This window comes from Enterobacter bugandensis (assembly GCF_900324475.1).
Taxonomy (GTDB): domain Bacteria; phylum Pseudomonadota; class Gammaproteobacteria; order Enterobacterales; family Enterobacteriaceae; genus Enterobacter; species Enterobacter bugandensis.
In genome coordinates, this window is the sequence record NZ_LT992502.1 from 425,988 (window position 1) to 445,798 (window position 19,811).

17 protein-coding genes are annotated in these 19,811 nt (G+C 57.0%); 15 read left to right on the top strand and 2 right to left on the bottom strand.

Annotated elements, in window-relative coordinates:
• Positions 1–156: 156 nt before the first annotated feature.
• On the bottom strand, positions 157–1,296 hold the full coding sequence (gene queG, locus DG357_RS02085; RefSeq protein ID WP_088204408.1) for a tRNA epoxyqueuosine(34) reductase QueG: 1,140 nt from the start codon (positions 1,294–1,296) through the stop codon (positions 157–159).
• Between queG and nnr the strand changes: the two genes are divergently transcribed.
• From nnr to DG357_RS02160, 15 genes are all read left to right on the top strand, one after another.
• Positions 1,295–2,818, top strand: coding sequence for a bifunctional ADP-dependent NAD(P)H-hydrate dehydratase/NAD(P)H-hydrate epimerase (gene nnr / locus DG357_RS02090; protein WP_048957600.1), 1,524 nt, complete (start codon positions 1,295–1,297; stop codon positions 2,816–2,818). The two genes, queG and nnr, sit on opposite strands and share 2 nt — an antisense overlap.
• On the top strand, positions 2,811–3,272 hold the full coding sequence (gene tsaE, locus DG357_RS02095) for a tRNA (adenosine(37)-N6)-threonylcarbamoyltransferase complex ATPase subunit type 1 TsaE (protein WP_028015250.1): 462 nt from the start codon (positions 2,811–2,813) through the stop codon (positions 3,270–3,272). Before nnr ends, tsaE begins: the two co-directional genes overlap by 8 nt.
• Before the next feature lie 16 nt (positions 3,273–3,288).
• Complete coding sequence (gene amiB, locus DG357_RS02100; protein ID WP_088204409.1) at positions 3,289–4,623, top strand: N-acetylmuramoyl-L-alanine amidase AmiB; 1,335 nt, start codon at positions 3,289–3,291, stop codon at positions 4,621–4,623.
• A 9-nt stretch (positions 4,624–4,632) separates the two neighbouring features.
• Complete coding sequence (gene mutL / locus DG357_RS02105; protein WP_088204410.1) at positions 4,633–6,477, top strand: DNA mismatch repair endonuclease MutL; 1,845 nt, start codon at positions 4,633–4,635, stop codon at positions 6,475–6,477.
• Positions 6,470–7,420: a tRNA (adenosine(37)-N6)-dimethylallyltransferase MiaA gene (miaA, locus tag DG357_RS02110; RefSeq protein ID WP_028015253.1), complete on the top strand. Its 951-nt coding sequence runs from the start codon at positions 6,470–6,472 to the stop codon at positions 7,418–7,420. Before mutL ends, miaA begins: the two co-directional genes overlap by 8 nt.
• Positions 7,421–7,505: 85 nt before the next feature.
• The gene (gene hfq, locus DG357_RS02115; protein WP_013095287.1) at positions 7,506–7,817 is read left to right on the top strand and encodes an RNA chaperone Hfq; all 312 of its coding nucleotides are present in this window, start codon (positions 7,506–7,508) and stop codon (positions 7,815–7,817) included.
• 73 nt (positions 7,818–7,890) lie between these two features.
• The gene (gene hflX, locus DG357_RS02120) at positions 7,891–9,171 is read left to right on the top strand and encodes a ribosome rescue GTPase HflX (RefSeq protein ID WP_023331851.1); all 1,281 of its coding nucleotides are present in this window, start codon (positions 7,891–7,893) and stop codon (positions 9,169–9,171) included.
• A 56-nt stretch (positions 9,172–9,227) separates the two neighbouring features.
• Positions 9,228–10,487, top strand: a complete 1,260-nt coding sequence (hflK, locus tag DG357_RS02125) for an FtsH protease activity modulator HflK (RefSeq protein WP_028015254.1) — start codon at positions 9,228–9,230, stop codon at positions 10,485–10,487.
• Positions 10,488–10,489: 2 nt separating this feature from the next.
• Positions 10,490–11,494, top strand: a complete 1,005-nt coding sequence (gene hflC / locus DG357_RS02130) for a protease modulator HflC (RefSeq protein WP_028015255.1) — start codon at positions 10,490–10,492, stop codon at positions 11,492–11,494.
• 71 nt (positions 11,495–11,565) lie between these two features.
• Positions 11,566–11,763, top strand: a complete 198-nt coding sequence (locus DG357_RS02135) for a DUF2065 domain-containing protein (protein WP_003855996.1) — start codon at positions 11,566–11,568, stop codon at positions 11,761–11,763.
• Positions 11,764–11,867: 104 nt separating this feature from the next.
• Positions 11,868–13,166 (top strand): adenylosuccinate synthase, encoded by a 1,299-nt coding sequence (locus tag DG357_RS02140; RefSeq protein WP_006178975.1) that lies wholly within the window; start codon positions 11,868–11,870, stop codon positions 13,164–13,166.
• A gap of 192 nt (positions 13,167–13,358) precedes the next feature.
• Positions 13,359–13,784, top strand: coding sequence for a nitric oxide-sensing transcriptional repressor NsrR (nsrR, locus tag DG357_RS02145; RefSeq protein WP_028015256.1), 426 nt, complete (start codon positions 13,359–13,361; stop codon positions 13,782–13,784).
• A gap of 38 nt (positions 13,785–13,822) precedes the next feature.
• The gene (rnr, locus tag DG357_RS02150) at positions 13,823–16,264 is read left to right on the top strand and encodes a ribonuclease R (protein ID WP_047364108.1); all 2,442 of its coding nucleotides are present in this window, start codon (positions 13,823–13,825) and stop codon (positions 16,262–16,264) included.
• A 65-nt stretch (positions 16,265–16,329) separates the two neighbouring features.
• On the top strand, positions 16,330–17,064 hold the full coding sequence (gene rlmB / locus DG357_RS02155) for a 23S rRNA (guanosine(2251)-2'-O)-methyltransferase RlmB (RefSeq protein WP_028015258.1): 735 nt from the start codon (positions 16,330–16,332) through the stop codon (positions 17,062–17,064).
• Between the two features lie 143 nt (positions 17,065–17,207).
• Positions 17,208–18,350 carry an IS481 family transposase gene (locus tag DG357_RS02160; RefSeq protein ID WP_028013617.1) on the top strand — a complete coding sequence of 381 codons (1,143 nt, stop codon included), beginning with the start codon at positions 17,208–17,210 and terminating at the stop codon, positions 18,348–18,350.
• A gap of 93 nt (positions 18,351–18,443) precedes the next feature.
• Here DG357_RS02160 and DG357_RS02165 read toward each other — a convergent pair whose 3' ends face one another.
• Complete coding sequence (locus DG357_RS02165) at positions 18,444–19,718, bottom strand: MFS transporter (RefSeq protein ID WP_088204692.1); 1,275 nt, start codon at positions 19,716–19,718, stop codon at positions 18,444–18,446.
• Positions 19,719–19,811 lie beyond the last annotated feature (93 nt).

The window sequence follows — 19,811 nt, forward strand, 5'->3', positions numbered from 1 at the left end:
AACCGTACAGAAAGTTAGCAGGGTGAATAATATCTTCCCAAGCCACTGTATTAATTGGATAAAATTTCATTTCAAAATGTTATTGAGATCACTTGACCTCTTCTCAAGTCCAGATGGCGCTTGAGTTTTTATTTTTATTCACAGGCTGTGAATATATCACGCATCCCGCGTAAGCCCTTTTTCAATCACCCTAACCAGCCGCTGTTTCTTAGGAGGCTGCACCTCGACCACGCAGGCATTTCGCTTCTCGATTTGCTGCGCAATCGCCCATTCTATGTGTTCATCAAGAAGTGGGTGCTCACCTCTACGGCTTTCGAGCGCCTGAATATTCGCTTCATCCCACGGGGCATTGCCCAGCGCGACGGCCACGTTTCGCAGCCAGCGCAGGTGGCCGATACGGCGAATAGCGGAACCTTCCGTCACCTTCAGGAACCAGGCTTCGGTCCAGGCGAACAGCTCAATAAGCTGTGGCGCATGCAGCGCTTTACGCGGGCTGAAGTCCTCTTCGTCCGTCAGCTGTGAATAGCGGTTCCACGGGCAAATCAGCTGGCAGTCGTCGCAGCCGTAGATGCGGTTGCCGATAAGCGGTCGAAACTCTTCCGGGATCGCCCCTTCAAGCTCTATCGTGAGATAGGAGATGCAGCGGCGGGCATCAACGGTGTAAGGCTCAACGATGGCGCCCGTCGGGCAGATGGTCATGCAGGCCACGCAGCGGCCACAGCCTTCCTCCACCGGGCCATCTACCGGCAGGGGTATATCAATCAGCAGCTCACCGAGGAAGAAGAACGATCCGGCGTCGCGGCTCAGGATAAGTGAGTGCTTACCTGTCCAGCCAAGTCCGGCTTTTTCGGCGATCGGGCGCTCAAGAACAGGCGCGGAATCGACAAAGGGTCTAAAATTCAGCGAATCACAGTGCTGCTGAATGGTTTCCCCGAGTTTTTTTAAGCGGTTACGCAGAAGCTTATGGTAATCACGTCCCAGAGCGTACCGGCTGACGTAACCCAGGGAGGGATTTTTTAGCGTGCGCGCAAAGGCCGCGTTGGCAGGCAGGTAGTTCATGCGCACGCTGATGACGCGTAGTGTACCCGGTAAAAGTTCATGTGGACGGGCGCGCATCATGCCGTGACGCGCCATCCACTCCATTTCGCCGTGGTATTGTTTGTCCAGCCAGGCCTGCAGTTTTGGCTCGCTGGCAGAGAGGTCGGTATCGGTAATGCCTACCTTCTGGAAGCCAAGCTCAGCACCCCACTGTTTTATTTTTTGCGCTAATTCATTGAGATCGAGGGGCTGTGACATGACGGACCATACGGTGAAGAAAAACCCCGCAAGTATACCACATTCCATCTGGCATGCGGATGACCTCCGGCGCGCCGAAAAAGAGGCCGCAGACAGTCTCGGCATTACCCTTTATGAACTGATGCAGCGCGCGGGAGAGGCGGCGTTTAACGTTGCCCGCAGCGCGTACCCGCAGTCCACTCACTGGCTGATTTTGTGCGGGCACGGCAATAACGGCGGCGACGGTTACGTCGTTGCGCGTCTTGCCGTTGCAGCCGGTCTCCGCGTTACCCTGCTGGCGCTGGAGAGTGATAAGCCCCTGCCGGAAGAGGCCTGCGCGGCGCGGGAGGCATGGCTGAACGCAGGCGGCGTGATTCATGCTCCTGATATCGTCTGGCCGGAAGATGTTGATCTGATTGTTGATGGTCTGCTGGGGACCGGGCTACGCAGCGCGCCTCGCGAAAACATTGCCGCGCTTATTGAACACGCTAACGGGTACTCTGCGCCGGTAGTCGCGTTGGATATTCCGTCGGGCCTGATCGCGCAGACCGGCGCGACGCCTGGCGCCGTTATTCAGGCTGCGCACACCGTGACCTTTATCGCTCTGAAGCCGGGCCTGTTAACCGGAAAAGCGCGGGATGTGGTCGGCGTATTGCACCATAACGCGCTGGGGCTGGAGAGCTGGCTCGTTGGACAGGAAACGCTCCTGTCGCGCTTTGATTCCTCGCAGCTAAAAGAGTGGCTTCCGCCGCGCCGCCCAACGTCTCACAAGGGCGACAACGGCAGACTGGTGATTATTGGTGGCGATCGCGGTACGGCAGGCGCGGTTCGCATGACCGGTGAGGCGGCACTTCGCAGCGGTGCCGGGTTAGTGCGAGTACTCACTCGCATTGAAAATATTGCGCCAATCATCACAGCCCGACCGGAACTGATGGTCCATGAGCTTACGCCCCAGACGCTGGAAGAAAGCCTCGAATGGGCGGATGTGGTGGTTATTGGTCCCGGGCTTGGGCAACAGACATGGGGTAAACAGGCCCTGCAAAAGGTCGAGAATTTTCGTAAACCGATGCTGTGGGATGCCGACGCGCTTAACCTTCTGGCAATAAATCCGGATAAGCGTCACAATCGCATTCTGACGCCACACCCCGGCGAAGCCGCGCGCCTGCTTAACTGCAGCGTGGCAGAAATTGAAAGCGATCGCTTACTTTCTGCTCAGCGTCTGGTAAAACGTTACGGAGGTGTTGCCGTTTTGAAAGGGGCAGGCACCGTTGTCGCCAGTGACGAGACGCAGGGCATTATTGATGCCGGAAATGCGGGCATGGCGAGCGGCGGTATGGGCGATGTGCTTTCAGGCATCATCGGCGCATTGCTTGGACAGAAACTTCCCCTTTATGATGCAGCTTGTGCGGGCTGCGTGGCCCACGGCGCGGCAGCTGACAGGCTTGCTGTGCGGGAGGGGACACGCGGTATGCTGGCCACCGATCTCTTTTGCACGCTGCGGCGTGTTGTTAACCCGGATGTGATTGACGTAGAAAATGACTAATCGAGCGATTCCTTTACCTGATGAACAAGCCACTTTAGATCTCGGCAAGCGCGTGGCGCAGGCCTGTCAGGGGGCAACCGTCATTTATCTGTATGGCGATTTAGGTGCGGGTAAAACCACCTTCAGCCGGGGTTTTTTGCAGGCGTTAGGGCATAACGGGAACGTGAAAAGCCCTACCTACACGCTGGTCGAGCCGTACACCCTCGACAATCTTATGGTGTACCACTTTGATTTATACCGCCTTGCGGATCCTGAGGAGCTGGAATTTATGGGGATCCGTGATTATTTTGCCAACGACGCCATCTGCCTGGTGGAGTGGCCGCAACAAGGTGCGGGTGTGCTGCCTGACCCGGATGTCGAAATTCACTTAGATTACCAGGCTCAAGGGCGTGAGGCTCGCATCAGTGCGGTTTCCTCATCAGGGTGTTCCTTACTGGCGCGTCTCGCCGGTTAAGAGTAGGGATGACGGGATGATTAGTCGCGTTAAAGGTTGGGTGTTGGCTGCGACGGTGCTGCTGTGCGCGCAGGCCGGGGCGGCAAGCCTTTCGGATATTCAGGTGTCAAACGGCGAAAGCCAGGCGCGGATTACGTTCAGCTTTATGGGCGACCCTGAATACGCGTTTTCACAGCCAGACAGCCACAGCGTGGCGCTGGATATCAAACAGACAGGCGTGATCCAGGGGCTACCGCTGCGGTTCAGCGGTAACAACCTGGTGAAAAGTATCCGCTCGGGTACCCCTCAGGACAGCCAGTCGCTGCGCCTGGTGGTCGATCTGACCGAAAAGGGCAAAACGAGGGCGGTGAAGCAGCAAAACGGGGCGAACTATACGGTGGTCTTCACCATCAATGCCGATGTTCCGCCGCCTCCGCCGCCACCGGTTGTCGCGAAACGCGTGGAAGAGCCGGTGTATATGCCTCGCCCATCGGAATCTGCGCGTAATCCGTTTAAATCGCAGAACGATCGCATCACCGCGGCAACCAGCAGTAACACGGTAACGCGTCCGGCGGTCAGCGCACGGCGTACGGTCAGCGGTGACAAAGTGATTATCGCCATTGATGCCGGGCACGGTGGACAGGATCCTGGAGCGATTGGCCCGGGCGGCACGCGAGAGAAAAATGTCACTATTGCGGTGGCCCGCAAGCTGCGGACGCTGTTAAACGATGATCCGATGTTTAAAGGCGTACTAACCCGCGACGGCGACTATTTTATCTCTGTGATGGGCCGCTCAGACGTGGCGCGTAAGCAAAACGCCAATTTCCTGGTCTCCATTCACGCGGATGCCGCACCGAACCGTAACGCGACGGGCGCCTCGGTATGGGTCCTGTCGAACCGCCGGGCAAACAGCGAAATGGCCAACTGGCTGGAAGAGCATGAGAAACAGTCTGAACTGTTAGGCGGCGCGGGTGATGTGCTGGCAAACAGCCAGTCTGACCCATACCTCAGCCAGGCGGTGCTGGATTTACAGTTCGGTCATTCTCAGCGCGTCGGGTATGATGTCGCCACTAACGTATTGAACCAGTTGCAGGGCATCGGGGCATTGCATAAGCGCCGCCCTGAACATGCGAGCCTGGGCGTTCTGCGCTCGCCGGATATTCCGTCAATTCTGGTAGAGACGGGCTTTATCAGCAATAACAGTGAAGAGCGCCTGCTGGGCAGCGACAGCTATCAGCAGCAAATTGCCGAAGCGATTTATAACGGTTTACGTAAATATTTTGAGGCGCATCCTCTGCAGTCCGCGCCGCAGGGCGGAGCAGCCCAGACGGCCAGCGCCGCGCAGCCGGGTGGGTTGACCGCCACAAATTAAGGAGATTTCATGCCGATTCAGGTTCTGCCGCCGCAGCTCGCGAACCAAATCGCCGCCGGTGAGGTGGTGGAACGCCCTGCGTCGGTGGTGAAGGAGCTGGTTGAAAATAGCCTCGATGCGGGCGCCACCCGCATTGATATTGATATCGAACGCGGCGGCGCAAAGCTTATCCGCATTCGCGACAACGGCTGCGGCATCAAAAAAGAGGAGCTGGCGCTGGCGCTGGCGCGTCATGCCACCAGTAAAATTGCCTCTCTGGATGACCTGGAAGCGATTATCAGCCTCGGTTTTCGCGGCGAAGCGCTGGCCAGTATCAGCTCGGTTTCTCGTTTAACGCTGACCTCCCGCACCGCTGAACAGCAGGAAGCCTGGCAGGCCTACGCTGAAGGGCGGGATATGGACGTCACGGTCAAACCCGCGGCGCACCCTGTCGGTACTACGCTGGAAGTTCTGGACCTGTTCTACAATACTCCCGCCCGCCGCAAGTTTATGCGTACCGAAAAAACCGAGTTCGGCCATATCGACGAGATCATCCGCCGAATTGCGCTCGCCCGTTTCGATGTCACCATCAACCTCAGCCATAACGGCAAGGTGATGCGCCAGTACCGCGCGGTGGCTGAAGGTGGTCAGAAAGAGCGACGGTTAGGCGCTATCTGCGGGACGCCGTTCCTGGAGAAGGCGTTGGCTATCGAGTGGCAGCACGGCGATCTGGCTTTACGCGGCTGGGTGGCCGATCCGAACGCCAGTAGCGCGGCGTATTCTGAAATTCAGTATTGCTACGTGAACGGCCGCATGATGCGCGACCGGCTCATTAACCACGCCATTCGCCAGGCCTGCGAAGACAAGCTCGGGGCCGATCAGCAACCGGCCTTTGTGCTTTATCTGGAGATCGACCCGCATCAGGTGGATGTCAACGTCCATCCTGCCAAGCATGAAGTGCGTTTCCATCAATCGCGTCTGGTGCATGATTTTATCTACCAGGGCGTGCTGAGCGTGCTGCAACAGCAGCTTGAACCCACGCTGCCGCTGGAAAAAGAAGACACCGCACCGCGCCCCATTCCGGAAAACCGTGTCGCGGCAGGCCGCAACCATTTTGCGGAGCCTGCCGTCGCGCGTGAACCAGACGCCCCGCGTTTTTCCTCTGCAGGAGCCGCGCCGCGTCCGACGGGCGTGAACTACCCGAACGCTCAGCCCGGCTATCAGAAGCAGCAGGGGGCGCTGTACCGTAGACTGCTGGAAACGCCCGCAGTCGAGCGCAAAGAGCACGTTTTGGTGGCGACACCTTCCCTTGAAGCCCATAGCCAGAGTTTTGGCCGGGTGCTGACGATTATCGCACCGGATATGGCCCTGCTTGAGCGCGACGGCAAACTGCTGCTTCTGGCGCTGCCGGTTGCCGAACGCTGGCTCAAGCAGGCGCAACTGACGCCAGGGGAAAATGCGGCCTGTGCGCAGCCGTTATTGATCCCGGTTCGCCTGAAAATATCCGCTGAAGAAACAAGGGTATTGCAGCGTGCAGAGGCCCAGCTGGCGCAAATGGGCATTGAAATTGTGCTCGAACCACAACATGTGACAATTCGCGCAGTGCCTTTACCCTTACGCCAACAAAATTTACAAAACTTGATTCCTGAACTGATAGGCTACCTGGCGCAGCAAACATCGTTGGAGGCTGCCAACACCGCGCAGTGGATCGCCCGCCATCTGGCCAGCGAACATTCACCGTGGAGTATGGCGCAGGCGATTACCGTGCTGGCGGAGGTGGAACGCCTCTGCCCACAGCTGGTGAAAGCGCCGCCGGGTGGGTTATTACAACCTGTTGATTTAAAAACGGCGATGACCGCCCTGAAACATGACTGACGTAAGCAAGGCGAGCCTGCCAAAGGCAATTTTTTTAATGGGCCCAACGGCCTCTGGCAAAACAGCGTTAGCCATTGAGTTACGTAAAGTTTTGCCTGTAGAGTTGATTAGCGTTGATTCCGCCCTCATCTATCGAGGGATGGACATCGGCACGGCGAAGCCCGGCGCAGACGAACTGCGTGCGGCACCGCACCGTTTGCTGGATATTCTCGACCCGGCAGAGGCTTACTCCGCAGCGGATTTCCGCCGGGATGCCTTAGCTGAGATGGCCGAGATAACGGCGGCGGGGCGTATACCGCTGTTGGTTGGCGGAACCATGCTCTACTTCAAGGCGCTGCTCGAAGGTTTATCACCCTTACCTTCTGCAGATCCTGAAATCAGAGCAAAGATTGAGCAGCAGGCGGCAGAGCAGGGGTGGGACGCATTGCATAAGCAACTGGCAGAGATTGACCCGGTTGCGGCGGCGCGAATCCATCCAAACGATCCGCAAAGGCTTTCCCGGGCACTGGAAGTTTTTTTCATTTCGGGTAAAACTTTAACGGAACTGACGCAAACGTCAGGAGACGCTCTGCCGTATCAGGTGCATCAGTTCGCCATCGCCCCGGCGAGCCGTGAACTGCTCCATCAACGAATTGAGCAGCGTTTTCATCAGATGTTGGCTTCAGATTTTGAAGCAGAAGTGCGGGCGCTATTTGCCCGTGGAGATTTGCATACGGATATGCCTTCCGTTCGTTGTGTGGGATACCGCCAGATGTGGTCGTATCTTGAAGGTGAGATTTCATACGATGAAATGGTTTATCGAGGTGTTTGCGCCACGAGACAGTTAGCGAAGCGCCAGATCACCTGGTTGCGCGGTTGGGAGGGGGTTCACTGGTTAGACAGTGAAAAACCGCAACAGGCGTTAAACGATGTGATTGAGGTTGTTGGTGATATCGCCCACTGAATGTGTACAATTGAGACGTATCGTGCGCAATTTTTCAGAATCGCAAGGTTCTAAGTACAAAACAAGCATATAAGGAAAAGATAGAATGGCTAAGGGGCAATCTTTACAAGATCCGTTCCTGAACGCATTGCGTCGGGAACGTGTTCCAGTTTCTATTTATTTGGTGAATGGTATTAAGCTGCAAGGTCAGATTGAGTCTTTCGATCAGTTCGTGATCCTGTTGAAAAACACGGTCAGCCAGATGGTCTACAAGCACGCTATCTCTACTGTTGTTCCGTCCCGTCCGGTCTCTCATCACAGCAATAACGCTGGCGGCGGCACAGGCAGTAACTACCATCATGGCAGCAACGCGCAGGGTTCTTCTGCTCCTGCGCAGGACAGCGACGAGACCGAATAAGGTTTTAGCTGTTATCCACACGGGGAGCCAGGGATCCTGCGTTCCCCGCTGATCTTTTTAGAGAGGTTTACGCTTGTTTGACCGTTATGATGCCGGTGAGCAGGCGGTGCTGGTACACATCTATTTTTCGCAAGACAAAGATATGGAAGACCTCCAGGAGTTTGAATCTCTGGTCTCTTCCGCCGGTGTCGAAGCAATGCAGGTGATTACCGGTAGCCGTAAAGCGCCGCACCCAAAGTATTTTGTTGGTGAAGGTAAAGCAGTAGAAATTGCGGATGCCGTAAAAGCAACCGGCGCGTCAGTCGTGTTGTTTGATCATGCGCTGTCTCCAGCCCAGGAGCGCAACCTGGAAGCTCTCTGCGAGTGCCGTGTTATCGATCGCACGGGATTGATTTTAGACATTTTTGCTCAGCGTGCCCGTACCCACGAGGGGAAACTGCAGGTTGAGCTGGCGCAGTTGCGCCATCTGGCGACGCGTCTGGTGCGTGGCTGGACCCACCTTGAAAGACAAAAAGGCGGGATTGGTTTGCGCGGTCCGGGTGAAACCCAGCTCGAAACCGACCGCCGTTTGCTGCGTGGCCGTATTACCCAGATCCTCTCACGTCTGGAACGTGTCGAGAAACAGCGTGAACAGGGGCGTCGGGCGCGAACCAAAGCCGACATCCCCACGGTGTCGCTGGTGGGCTATACCAACGCCGGTAAATCCACCCTGTTTAACCAGATAACCGAGGCCCAGGTGTATGCCGCAGACCAGCTGTTTGCGACCCTGGACCCGACGCTGCGCCGCATTGACGTTGCAGACGTGGGTGAAACAGTGCTGGCGGATACCGTAGGGTTTATCCGCCATCTGCCGCACGATCTGGTGGCGGCGTTTAAGGCGACGTTGCAGGAGACGCGTCAGGCGACCCTGCTGCTGCACGTGATTGATGCGGCTGACGTACGCGTGCAGGAGAACATCGATGCGGTGAACGTGGTGCTGGAAGAAATTGACGCCCACGAAATTCCCACCCTGTTGGTGATGAATAAGATCGATATGCTGGAGGATTTCGAACCGCGTATCGACCGTGATGAAGAGAACAAACCGATTCGGGTCTGGCTTTCTGCTCAGGCCGGAATCGGTGTGCCACTGCTTTTCCAGGCTTTGACAGAACGTCTTTCCGGTGAGGTAGCTCAGCACACGCTGCGACTGCCGCCACAGGAAGGCAGGCTGCGCAGCCGGTTTTATCAGCTTCAGGCGATAGAAAAAGAGTGGATGGAGGATGACGGCAGCGTGGGGATGCAGGTGCGTATGCCGATCGTTGACTGGCGTCGCCTCTGTAAACAAGAACCTGCGCTGGCGGACTATATCGTCTGATCAGAAAGGGGAAGCCTGAAAAATTCGCCCTTGCATAACAAATATGGAGCATATACATGGCGTGGAATCAGCCCGGTAATAACGGACAAGACCGCGACCCGTGGGGAAGCAGCAATAATCAAGGCGGCAACTCTGGGGGAAATGGCAACAAAGGTGGTCGCGAGCAGGGGCCGCCGGATCTGGATGATATCTTCCGCAAGCTGAGCAAAAAGCTTGGTGGCCTTGGCGGAGGAAAAGGTTCTGGCTCGGGTGGCAGTTCCAGCCAGGGACCGCGCCCGCAATTAGGTGGCCGCCTGGTGGGCATCGTTGCTGCAGGGCTGGTGATCGTCTGGGCAGCCAGCGGGTTCTACACCATTAAAGAAGCAGAACGCGGCGTGGTCACCCGTTTCGGTAAGTTCAGCCACCTGGTTGAGCCGGGCCTGAACTGGAAACCGACCTTCATTGACGACGTGACTGCGGTAAACGTGGAATCCGTCCGTGAACTGGCCGCTTCTGGCGTGATGCTGACGTCTGACGAGAACGTGGTGCGCGTCGAGATGAACGTGCAGTACCGCGTGACGGATCCTGAGCGTTATCTGTTTAGCGTGACCAGCGCCGATGACAGCCTGCGTCAGGCGACCGACAGCGCCCTGCGTGGTGTGATCGGCAAATACACCATGGACCGCATCCTGACCGAAGGTCGTACCGTTATTCGTAGCGATACCCAGCGCGAGCTGGAAGAGACGATTCGTCCGTACAACATGGGTATCACCCTGCTGGACGTCAACTTCCAGGCTGCACGTCCGCCGGAAGAGGTGAAGGCCGCGTTTGACGATGCGATTGCTGCCCGTGAAAACGAACAGCAGTACATCCGCGAAGCAGAAGCGTACACCAACGAAGTTCAGCCGCGTGCTAACGGTCAGGCGCAGCGTATTCTGGAAGAGGCGCGTGCGTATAAGACCCAGACCATCCTGGAAGCTCAGGGTGAAGTGGCTCGCTTTGCGCGCATCCTGCCGGAATACAAAGCCGCCCCGGAAATTACCCGCGAGCGTCTGTATATCGAGACTATGGAAAAAGTGCTGAGCCACACCCGCAAAGTGCTGGTTAACGACAGCAAAGGCGGAAACCTGATGGTTCTGCCGCTGGATCAGATGCTGAAAGGCGGTTCTGCACCGGCAGCGAAAGACACCAGCGGAGCGAACAACCTGCTGCGTCTGCCGCCAGCCTCATCAGGCAGCTCCAGCGCGAACACAACGCCTTCTTCGAACGATGGTGACATTATGGACCAACGCCGTGCTAACGCGCAGCGTAACGACTACCAGCGTCAGGGGGAATAAGGATGCGTAAGTCAGTTATTGCGATCATCGTCATCGTACTGGTCGTGCTGTATACCTCGATCTTTGTGGTGAAAGAGGGCGAGCGTGGGATCAAGTTCCAGTTCAGCAGCGTCGTGCGTGATGGCGACAAACGTCCGGTGATTTACGAGCCGGGCCTGCACTTCAAGGTGCCGTTCATTCAGTCTGTGAAAACGCTCGATGCGCGTATCCAGACCATGGATAACCAGGCCGACCGTTTCGTGACCAAAGAGAAGAAAGACCTGATCGTTGATTCTTACATCAAATGGCGCATCAGCGATTTCAGCCGTTACTTCCTGGCAACGGGCGGCGGTGACGTTTCTCAGGCAGAAGTGCTGCTGAAACGTAAGTTCTCTGACCGTCTGCGTTCTGAAATTGGTCGTCTTGATGTGAAAGACATCGTGACCGACTCCCGCGGTCGTCTGACCCTGGAAGTGCGCGATGCGCTGAACTCCGGTACAGCGGGCACCGAAGACGAAGTGGCGACGCCAGCAGCGGATGACGCGATTGCTAAAGCGGCCGAACGCGTTCAGGCTGAAACCAACGGTAAAGTGCCGGTGATCAACCCGAACAGTATGGCGGCGCTGGGTATCGAAGTGGTTGACGTGCGTATCAAGCAGATCAACCTGCCAGCGGAAGTGTCCGAGGCGATCTACAACCGTATGCGCGCCGAGCGCGAAGCGGTAGCCCGTCGTCACCGTTCACAGGGTCAGGAAGAGGCTGAAAAACTGCGTGCAGCAGCGGACTATGAAGTGACCAAGACGCTGGCGGAATCAGAGCGTCAGGGCCGTATCCTGCGCGGTGAAGGCGATGCGGAAGCGGCGAAGCTGTTTGCCGATGCATTCAGCCAGGATCCAGACTTCTACGCCTTTATCCGTAGCCTGCGCGCTTACGAGAATAGCTTTAAGAGCAACCAGGATGTGATGGTGCTCAGCCCGGACAGCGATTTCTTCCGTTATATGAAGACGCCGACCAACGCAACGCGATAAACTCAGGCTCGTTTGAGTATTCAAACCACCGCTCCCAACGGAGCGGTGGTTTTCTTTTATAAGGATGAAAAATGAATTCAACGATCTGGCTCGCGCTGGCCCTGGTTCTGGTGCTGGAAGGTCTCGGCCCGATGCTCTATCCGCGCGCGTGGCGTCGTATGATCGCGACCATGAGCCAGCTGCCGGATAATATTTTGCGTCGTTTCGGCGGTGGTCTTGTGGTTGCCGGTATCGTTATCTACTACATGTTGAGGAAAACGATTGGCTGATCAAAAACTAGCCGCAATTGGCGTATTTTAAGGTCAAAAAGTGCTGTATATCTGAAAAAGCGATGGTAGAATCCATTTTTAAGCAAACGGTGATTTTGAAAAAAATGGGTAACAACGTCGTCGTACTGGGCACCCAATGGGGTGACGAAGGTAAAGGGAAGATTGTCGATCTTCTGACTGAACGGGCTAAATATGTTGTACGCTACCAGGGCGGTCACAACGCAGGCCATACTCTCGTAATCAACGGTGAAAAAACCGTCCTCCATCTTATTCCATCAGGCATTCTTCGCGAAAACGTCACCAGCATCATCGGTAACGGCGTTGTGCTGTCTCCTGCTGCGCTGATGAAAGAGATGAAAGGTCTGGAAGACCGTGGTATCCCTGTTCGTGAGCGTCTGCTGCTCTCCGAAGCCTGCCCGCTGATCCTGGACTATCACGTGGCGCTGGACGTGGCGCGTGAAAAAGCGCGTGGCGCGAAAGCGATCGGCACCACCGGTCGTGGTATCGGCCCGGCTTACGAAGATAAAGTTGCACGTCGCGGTCTGCGCGTCGGTGACCTCTTCGACAAAGCGACCTTCGCTGAAAAACTGAAAGAAGTGATGGAATATCACAACTTCCAGCTGGTGAACTTCTACAAAGCTGACGCTGTTGACTACCAGAAAGTGCTGGATGACGTCATGGCGATTGCAGACATTCTGACCGGTATGGTTGTTGATGTGTCCGATCTGCTGGACCAGGCGCGCAAGCGTGGCGATTTCGTCATGTTCGAAGGTGCGCAGGGTACGCTGCTGGACATCGACCACGGTACCTATCCGTACGTTACTTCTTCTAACACCACCGCGGGTGGCGTAGCGACCGGCTCTGGCCTGGGTCCACGTTATGTGGATTACGTTCTGGGTATCATCAAAGCGTACTCCACTCGCGTGGGTGCGGGTCCATTCCCGACCGAACTGTTTGATGAAACCGGCGAGTTCCTGTGCAAGCAGGGTAACGAGTTTGGCGCGACCACCGGTCGTCGTCGTCGTACCGGCTGGCTGGATGCGGTTGCCGTGCGTCGCGCAGTGCAGATCAACTCCCTGTCTGGCTTCTGCCTGACCAAGCTGGACGTGCTGGACGGCCTGAAAGAAGTGAAAATCTGCGTAGGTTACCGTATGCCAGATGGCCGCGAAGTGACCACCACTCCGCTGGCTGCTGACGACTGGGAAGGCATTGAGCCAATCTACGAAACCATGCCGGGCTGGTCTGAGACCACCTTCGGTGTGAAAGAGCGTAGCGGCCTGCCGCAGGCGGCGCTGGATTACATCAAGCGCATTGAAGAACTGACCGAAGTGCCGATCGATATTATTTCTACCGGCCCGGATCGTACTGAAACGATGATCCTGCGCGACCCGTTCGACGCATAATCTTCGTGACTGCTGGCCTGCGGGGAGACCCGTAGGCCGGATAAGCGTAGCGCCAACCGGCGACCGCTCCTGGATCTCCGCTTTTTCGCCCCGTCTGTCAAATAAATTAGCCGCTAACTATCTGGCTGGTTTATCATCATTAATGAATATCTCTGCGGTTTAACCGCGTTTTCCCTTTTTCCTGAGGTTGATGTGCAGTTAACAAGTTTCACCGATTACGGCTTACGCGCGCTGATTTACATGGCGTCGTTACCCGAAGGGAAGATGACCAGTATCTCTGAAGTGACAGAGGTATACGGTGTATCCCGTAATCATATGGTCAAAATAATCAATCAACTTAGCCGTGCCGGATACGTTGCTGCCGTCCGCGGGAAGAATGGAGGGATCCGTCTTGGTAAACCGGCACAGAGTATTCGTATCGGGGATGTGGTACGCGAGCTGGAGCCCTTGTCTCTGGTGAACTGCAGCAGCGCGTTCTGCCACATTACGCCCGCTTGCCGCCTGAAACAGGCGCTTTCTAAGGCCGTGCAAAGTTTTCTCAAGGAACTGGATAACTACACGCTGGCCGATTTGGTTGAAGAGAATCAACCGCTTTATAAATTATTGCTGGTGGAATGAAGAAAATTTCCACCGGAGCTGACAACGGAGGAACCGACATGTCACAAGATCCTTTCCAGGAACGCGAAGCCGAAAAATACGCGAATCCTATCCCCAGCCGCGAGTTCATCATTGAACACTTAACAAAACGCGAAAAACCTGCCAATCGTGAAGAACTTGCCGTTGAATTAAATATTGAAGGTGAAGAGCAAATTGAAGCCCTTCGCCGCCGCCTGCGCGCGATGGAGCGCGACGGCCAGCTGGTCTTTACCCGCCGCCAGTGCTACGCGCTGCCGGAACGCCTCGATCTGCTGAAAGGGACCGTCATTGGTCACCGCGATGGCTTTGGCTTCCTGCGTGTGGAAGGCCGTAAGGACGACCTTTACCTCTCATCCGAACAGATGAAAATGTGCATCCACGGCGACCAGATCCTGGCGCAGCCGCTGGGTGCAGACCGTAAAGGCCGCCGCGAAGCACGCGTGGTTCGCGTGCTGGTGCCAAAAACCAGCCAGATTGTGGGCCGCTACTTTACCGATGCGGGCGTAGGCTTCGTGGTGCCGGACGACAGCCGTCTGAGCTTCGATATTCTGATCCCACCTGAAGAGGTGATGGGCGCGCGTATGGGCTTTGTGGTGGTGGTTGAACTCACCCAGCGTCCGACCCGTCGCACCAAAGCGGTCGGTAAAATCGTCGAAGTGCTGGGCGATAACATGGGCACCGGCATGGCCGTCGATATGGCGCTGCGTACCCATGAAATTCCGTACGTCTGGCCGAAAGCGGTCGAAGAGCAGATCGAAAACCTGCGCGAAGAAGTACCGGAAGAGTCCAAAGCGGGCCGTGTGGATCTCCGCAGTCTGCCGCTGGTCACCATTGATGGTGAAGACGCCCGCGACTTCGATGACGCGGTCTACTGCGAGAAAAAACGCGGCGGCGGCTGGCGTCTGTGGGTGGCTATCGCTGACGTAAGCTACTACGTGCGTCCGCACACGCCGCTGGATAACGAAGCGCGCAGCCGTGGTACGTCGGTCTACTTCCCGTCGCAGGTGGTACCGATGCTGCCGGAAGTGCTCTCCAACGGCCTGTGCTCCCTAAACCCGCAGGTTGACCGTCTCTGTATGGTATGTGAGATGACCATCTCCACCAAAGGGCGCTTAACGGGCTACAAATTCTACGAAGCGGTAATGAGCTCGCACGCGCGTCTGACCTATACCAAGGTCTGGCATATGCTGCAGGGCGACCAGGACCTTCGCGAGCAGTACGCACCGCTGGTTAAACACATTGAAGAGCTGCATAACCTCTACAAAACGCTGGAGCAGGCGCGCGAAGAGCGCGGCGGGATCTCCTTTGAGAGCGAAGAAGCGAAGTTTATCTTCAACGCCGAGCGCCGCATTGAGCGTATCGAACAGACCCAGCGTAACGATGCGCACAAGCTGATCGAAGAGTGTATGATTCTGGCGAATATCTCGGCGGCACGCTTCGTTGAGAAAGCCAAAGAGCCTGCGCTGTTCCGTATTCACGATAAGCCGACCACGGAAGCCATTACTTCGTTCCGCTCCGTGCTGGCTGAGCTCGGCCTGGAGCTGCCTGGCGGTAATAAGCCTGAGCCACGCGATTACGCTGAACTGCTGGAATCCATTAGCGACCGTCCTGACGCAGAAATGCTGCAGACGATGCTGCTGCGCTCCATGAAGCAGGCGATTTACGATCCGGAAAACCGGGGGCACTTCGGCCTGGCGCTGCAGTCTTACGCGCACTTTACCTCGCCGATCCGTCGCTATCCGGATCTGTCACTGCACCGCGCGATCAAGTATCTGCTGGCGCAGGAGCAGGGCCACAAAGGCAACACGACCGAAACCGGCGGCTATCACTACTCCATGGACGAAGTGCTGCAACTGGGTCAGCACTGTTCCATGACCGAGCGCCGTGCGGATGAAGCGACGCGCGACGTGGCGGACTGGCTGAAGTGTGACTTTATGCTGGATCAGGTGGGCAACGTCTTTAAGGGCGTGATTGCCAGCGTGACCGGCTTTGGGTTCTTCGTTCGTCTGGATGAGCTGTTTATCGACGGTCTGGTGCACGTCTCCAGCCTGGATAATGACTACTACCGCTTCGACCAGGTCGGTCAGCGTCTGATTGGCGAATCAGGCGGCCAGACCTACCGTCTGGGCGATCGCGTGGAAGTGAAGGTCGAAGCAGTGAATATGGACGACCGTAAAATCGACTTCAGCCTGATCTCCAGCGAGCGCGCGCCGCGTAACGTCGGTAAAACCGAGCGTGAAAGGGCGAAAAAAGGCGGAAACGGCAAAGCGAGCGGTAAACGTCGCCAGGCGGGCAAAAAGGTAAACTTCGAGCCGGACAGCGCGTTCCGCGGCGAGAAGAAACAGAAGCCAAAGGCGGCGAAGAAAGAGGCTCGCTCAGCGAAAAAGCCTTCCGCGAAGACGCAGAAAATCGCTGCCGCGACAAAAGCGAAGCGCGCAGCCAAGAAAAAGCAGGCGGAATAATTCTCCCCTCACCCTGACCCTCTCCCCAACCGGGAGAGGGGAAATACTTATTACGAGAACCATCAATGAGTGAAATGATTTACGGCATCCACGCGGTGCAGGCCCTTCTCGAGCGCGCACCGGAGCGTTTTCAGGAAGTGTTTATTCTGAAAGGTCGTGAAGACAAACGTCTGATGCCGCTGATCCACGCGCTGGAAGCGCAGGGCGTGGTGATCCAGCTGGCGAACCGCCAGTTCCTGGATGAGAAAAGCGAAGGCGCGGTGCACCAGGGGATCATTGCCCGCGTGAAGCCGGGCCGTCAGTATCAGGAAAACGATCTGCCGGATCTGATTGCTGAGTTGGAGAATCCGTTCTTCCTGATCCTCGATGGCGTAACCGATCCGCACAACCTCGGCGCGTGTCTGCGCAGCGCGGATGCGGCGGGCGTGCATGCGGTGATCGTGCCGAAAGATCGCTCCGCGCAACTGAACGCGACGGCGAAGAAAGTGGCCTGCGGCGCGGCGGAAAACGTTCCGCTGATCCGCGTGACCAACCTGGCGCGCACCATGCGTCTGCTGCAGGAAGAAAATATCTGGATCGTCGGTACCGCGGGCGAAGCGGATCATACTCTGTATCAGAGCAAAATGACCGGCCGTCTGGCGCTGGTGATGGGGGCGGAAGGTGAAGGCATGCGTCGCCTGACGCGCGAGCACTGCGACGAGCTGATCAGCATCCCGATGGCGGGCAGCGTGTCGTCTCTGAACGTTTCCGTTGCAACGGGTATCTGCCTGTTTGAAGCGGTGCGCCAGCGCGGAGAATAAACAGCAAGGCCGTCCAAAGGACGGCCTTTAGTGTTTTCTCCCTCTCCCCGTGGGTGTACGGTCCGGGGACATAGTGAACACTTGTTCGGGGACATGGTAGACACTTACAACTGAGGCATAAGAACCCGTTTATGGAGTCACTTATGCCCTGGGATGCGAGAGATACCATGTCATTACGTACCGAGTTTGTACTGTTCGCCTCGCAGGACGGGGCGAACATCCGTTTCCTCTGCCGTCAGTTCGGCATTTCTCCTGCCACCGGCTACAAGTGGCTTCAGCGCTGGGCTGAGGAAGGTGCCTCCGGTCTTCAGGACCGCTCCCGCGCACCTCATCATTCCCCGAACCGCTCATCTGACGACATCACGGCCCTGCTGCGCATGGCGCATGACCGTCATCAACGCTGGGGCGCCCGCAAGATTAAGCGCTGGCTTGAAGACCAGGGGCACCGTATGCCCGCCTTCAGCACCGTCCATAATCTGATGGCCCGTCACGGTCTGCTGCCGGGCGCATCACCGGGCGTTCCGGCTACGGGACGCTTCGAACATGACGCGCCGAACCGGCTCTGGCAGATGGATTTTAAGGGTCACTTTCCCTTTGGCGGTGGCCGCTGCCATCCGCTCACCCTGCTGGACGACCACTCCCGTTTTTCCCTGTGCCTGGCGCACTGTACCGATGAACGGCGCGAGACCGTGCAGCAGCAGCTGGTCAGCGCGTTTGAACGCTACGGCCTGCCGGACAGGATGACGATGGACAACGGCTCACCGTGGGGCGACACCACCGGCACCTGGACGGCGCTGGAGCTGTGGCTGATGCGCCACGGTATCCGGGTGGGGCACTCCCGGCCTTATCATCCGCAGACGCAGGGCAAGCTGGAGCGTTTTCACCGCAGCCTGAAGGCGGAAGTGCTGCAGGGAAAATGGTTCGCGGACAGCGGAGAGCTGCAACGCGCTTTCGATCACTGGCGCACGGTGTACAACCTTGAACGCCCGCACGAGGCGCTGGATATGGCGGTACCGGCCTCGCGTTATCAGCCGTCTGCCCGGCAGTACAGCGGCAGCGTAACGCCACCTGAGTACGATGAAGGGGTGAAGGTCAGGAAAGTGGATGTCAGCGGAAAGCTGAGCATACAGGGTGTCAGTCTGAGCGCAGGCAAGGCGTTCAGGGGAGAACGGGTCGGGCTGAGGGAGACGCAGGATGACGGCTGCTATGAAGTGTGGTGGTACAGCACGAAAGTGGGGGTGATCGACCTGAAGAAAAAGTCGATCACCATGGGTAAAGGATGTTAAAAAGTGTTCACCATGTCCCCGAACACCTGTCTACCATGTCCCCGGACTGTACATGGGAGAGGGCCGGGGTGAGGGCACCAGACGGTGACAACCTCACTCCTCTAACGACCGTAAATGGTCATCCTTCCTGAGCGTCATCAGCGCGAAAATACTCACCACCGCCGTTGCCATCACGTAATAGGCCGGAATGTCCAGGTTGCCCGTCTGCTTAATCAGCCCGGTAATAATTAACCCCGCACAGCCCGAAAAAATCGCGTTTGATAACGAATAGGCCAGCCCCAGTCCCGTATAGCGCACGCGCGTCGGGAACATCTCAGACAGCATCGCCGGCCCCGGCCCTGCCAGCATCCCCACCAGACCGCCCGCAATCAGCACCACAATCGCTTTGACCGCCATCGTACTGGACTCCGCCTGCAAAATTTTCAGCAGCGGCAGGGCGAGGATCAGCAGGAGCACGGTGCCCATAATCATCACCGTTCGCCGCCCGATCCTGTCGCTCAGCATTCCCGACGGAATGATGGTGAGCGCAAACCCAATGTTAGAAATCACCGCTATCAGCAGCGCCTGATTAAACCCGGTGTGCAGCGCCGACTGCAGATAGGTCGGCATGATCACGAGGTAGGTATACCCCGCCGCGGACCAGACCATCACGCGGCCAATGCCCATCAGGATGGTTTTGAGCGTGGCGGAAGTACTGGCCTGAGCAATGACCGCTTTTTCCTTCTGCTGCACAAAGCTCGGCGTCTCTTCCATGCTCACCCGCAGCCAAAGCGCGACCACGCCCATCGGCAGGGCAAGGAAGAATGGAATGCGCCAGCCCCAGTCGTGCAGGGCTTCAGGCGTGAGGAGGGCAGAGAGCAGCGCGACAATACCTGCGCCTGCTAGCAGCCCAAGCGCCACGGTAAAGGACTGCCACGCGCCGTACAGACCGCGCTTGCCGCGCGGGGCGAATTCCGTCATCAGTGAGACCGCACCGCCGTACTCGCCGCCCGCGAACAGGCCCTGTAGGATGCGCAGCAGCGTAACGATCAGCGGCGCAGCAATGCCGATGCTGGCGTAGACGGGCACGATGCCGATGGCCGTGGTGGCGAGCGTCATTAGCACCAGCACAATAATCAGCGTCGGTTTTCGGCCTATCCTGTCACCAATGCGGCCAAATACCACCGCACCCAGCGGACGGAAGAAGAAGGCAATGGCAAACGAGGCCCAGGTGAGGATCAGACTGGTCAGTCCCGCCTCTCCCTCAAGCTGGAAGAAGTTCTTCGCAATCACGGTCGCCAGAAAACCGTAGACCGCAAACTCATACCACTCGATAAAGTTACCAATGGAGCCTGCAATTAATGCACGCTTGTGCGCATCCTGTTGCATAACGATTCTCACAAAGACGGGTTAAGAATAAATTATTCAACATAAGCGAAGTAATGAAATAGTTTATTCTTATGTTCTGTGAGCTATTTCACG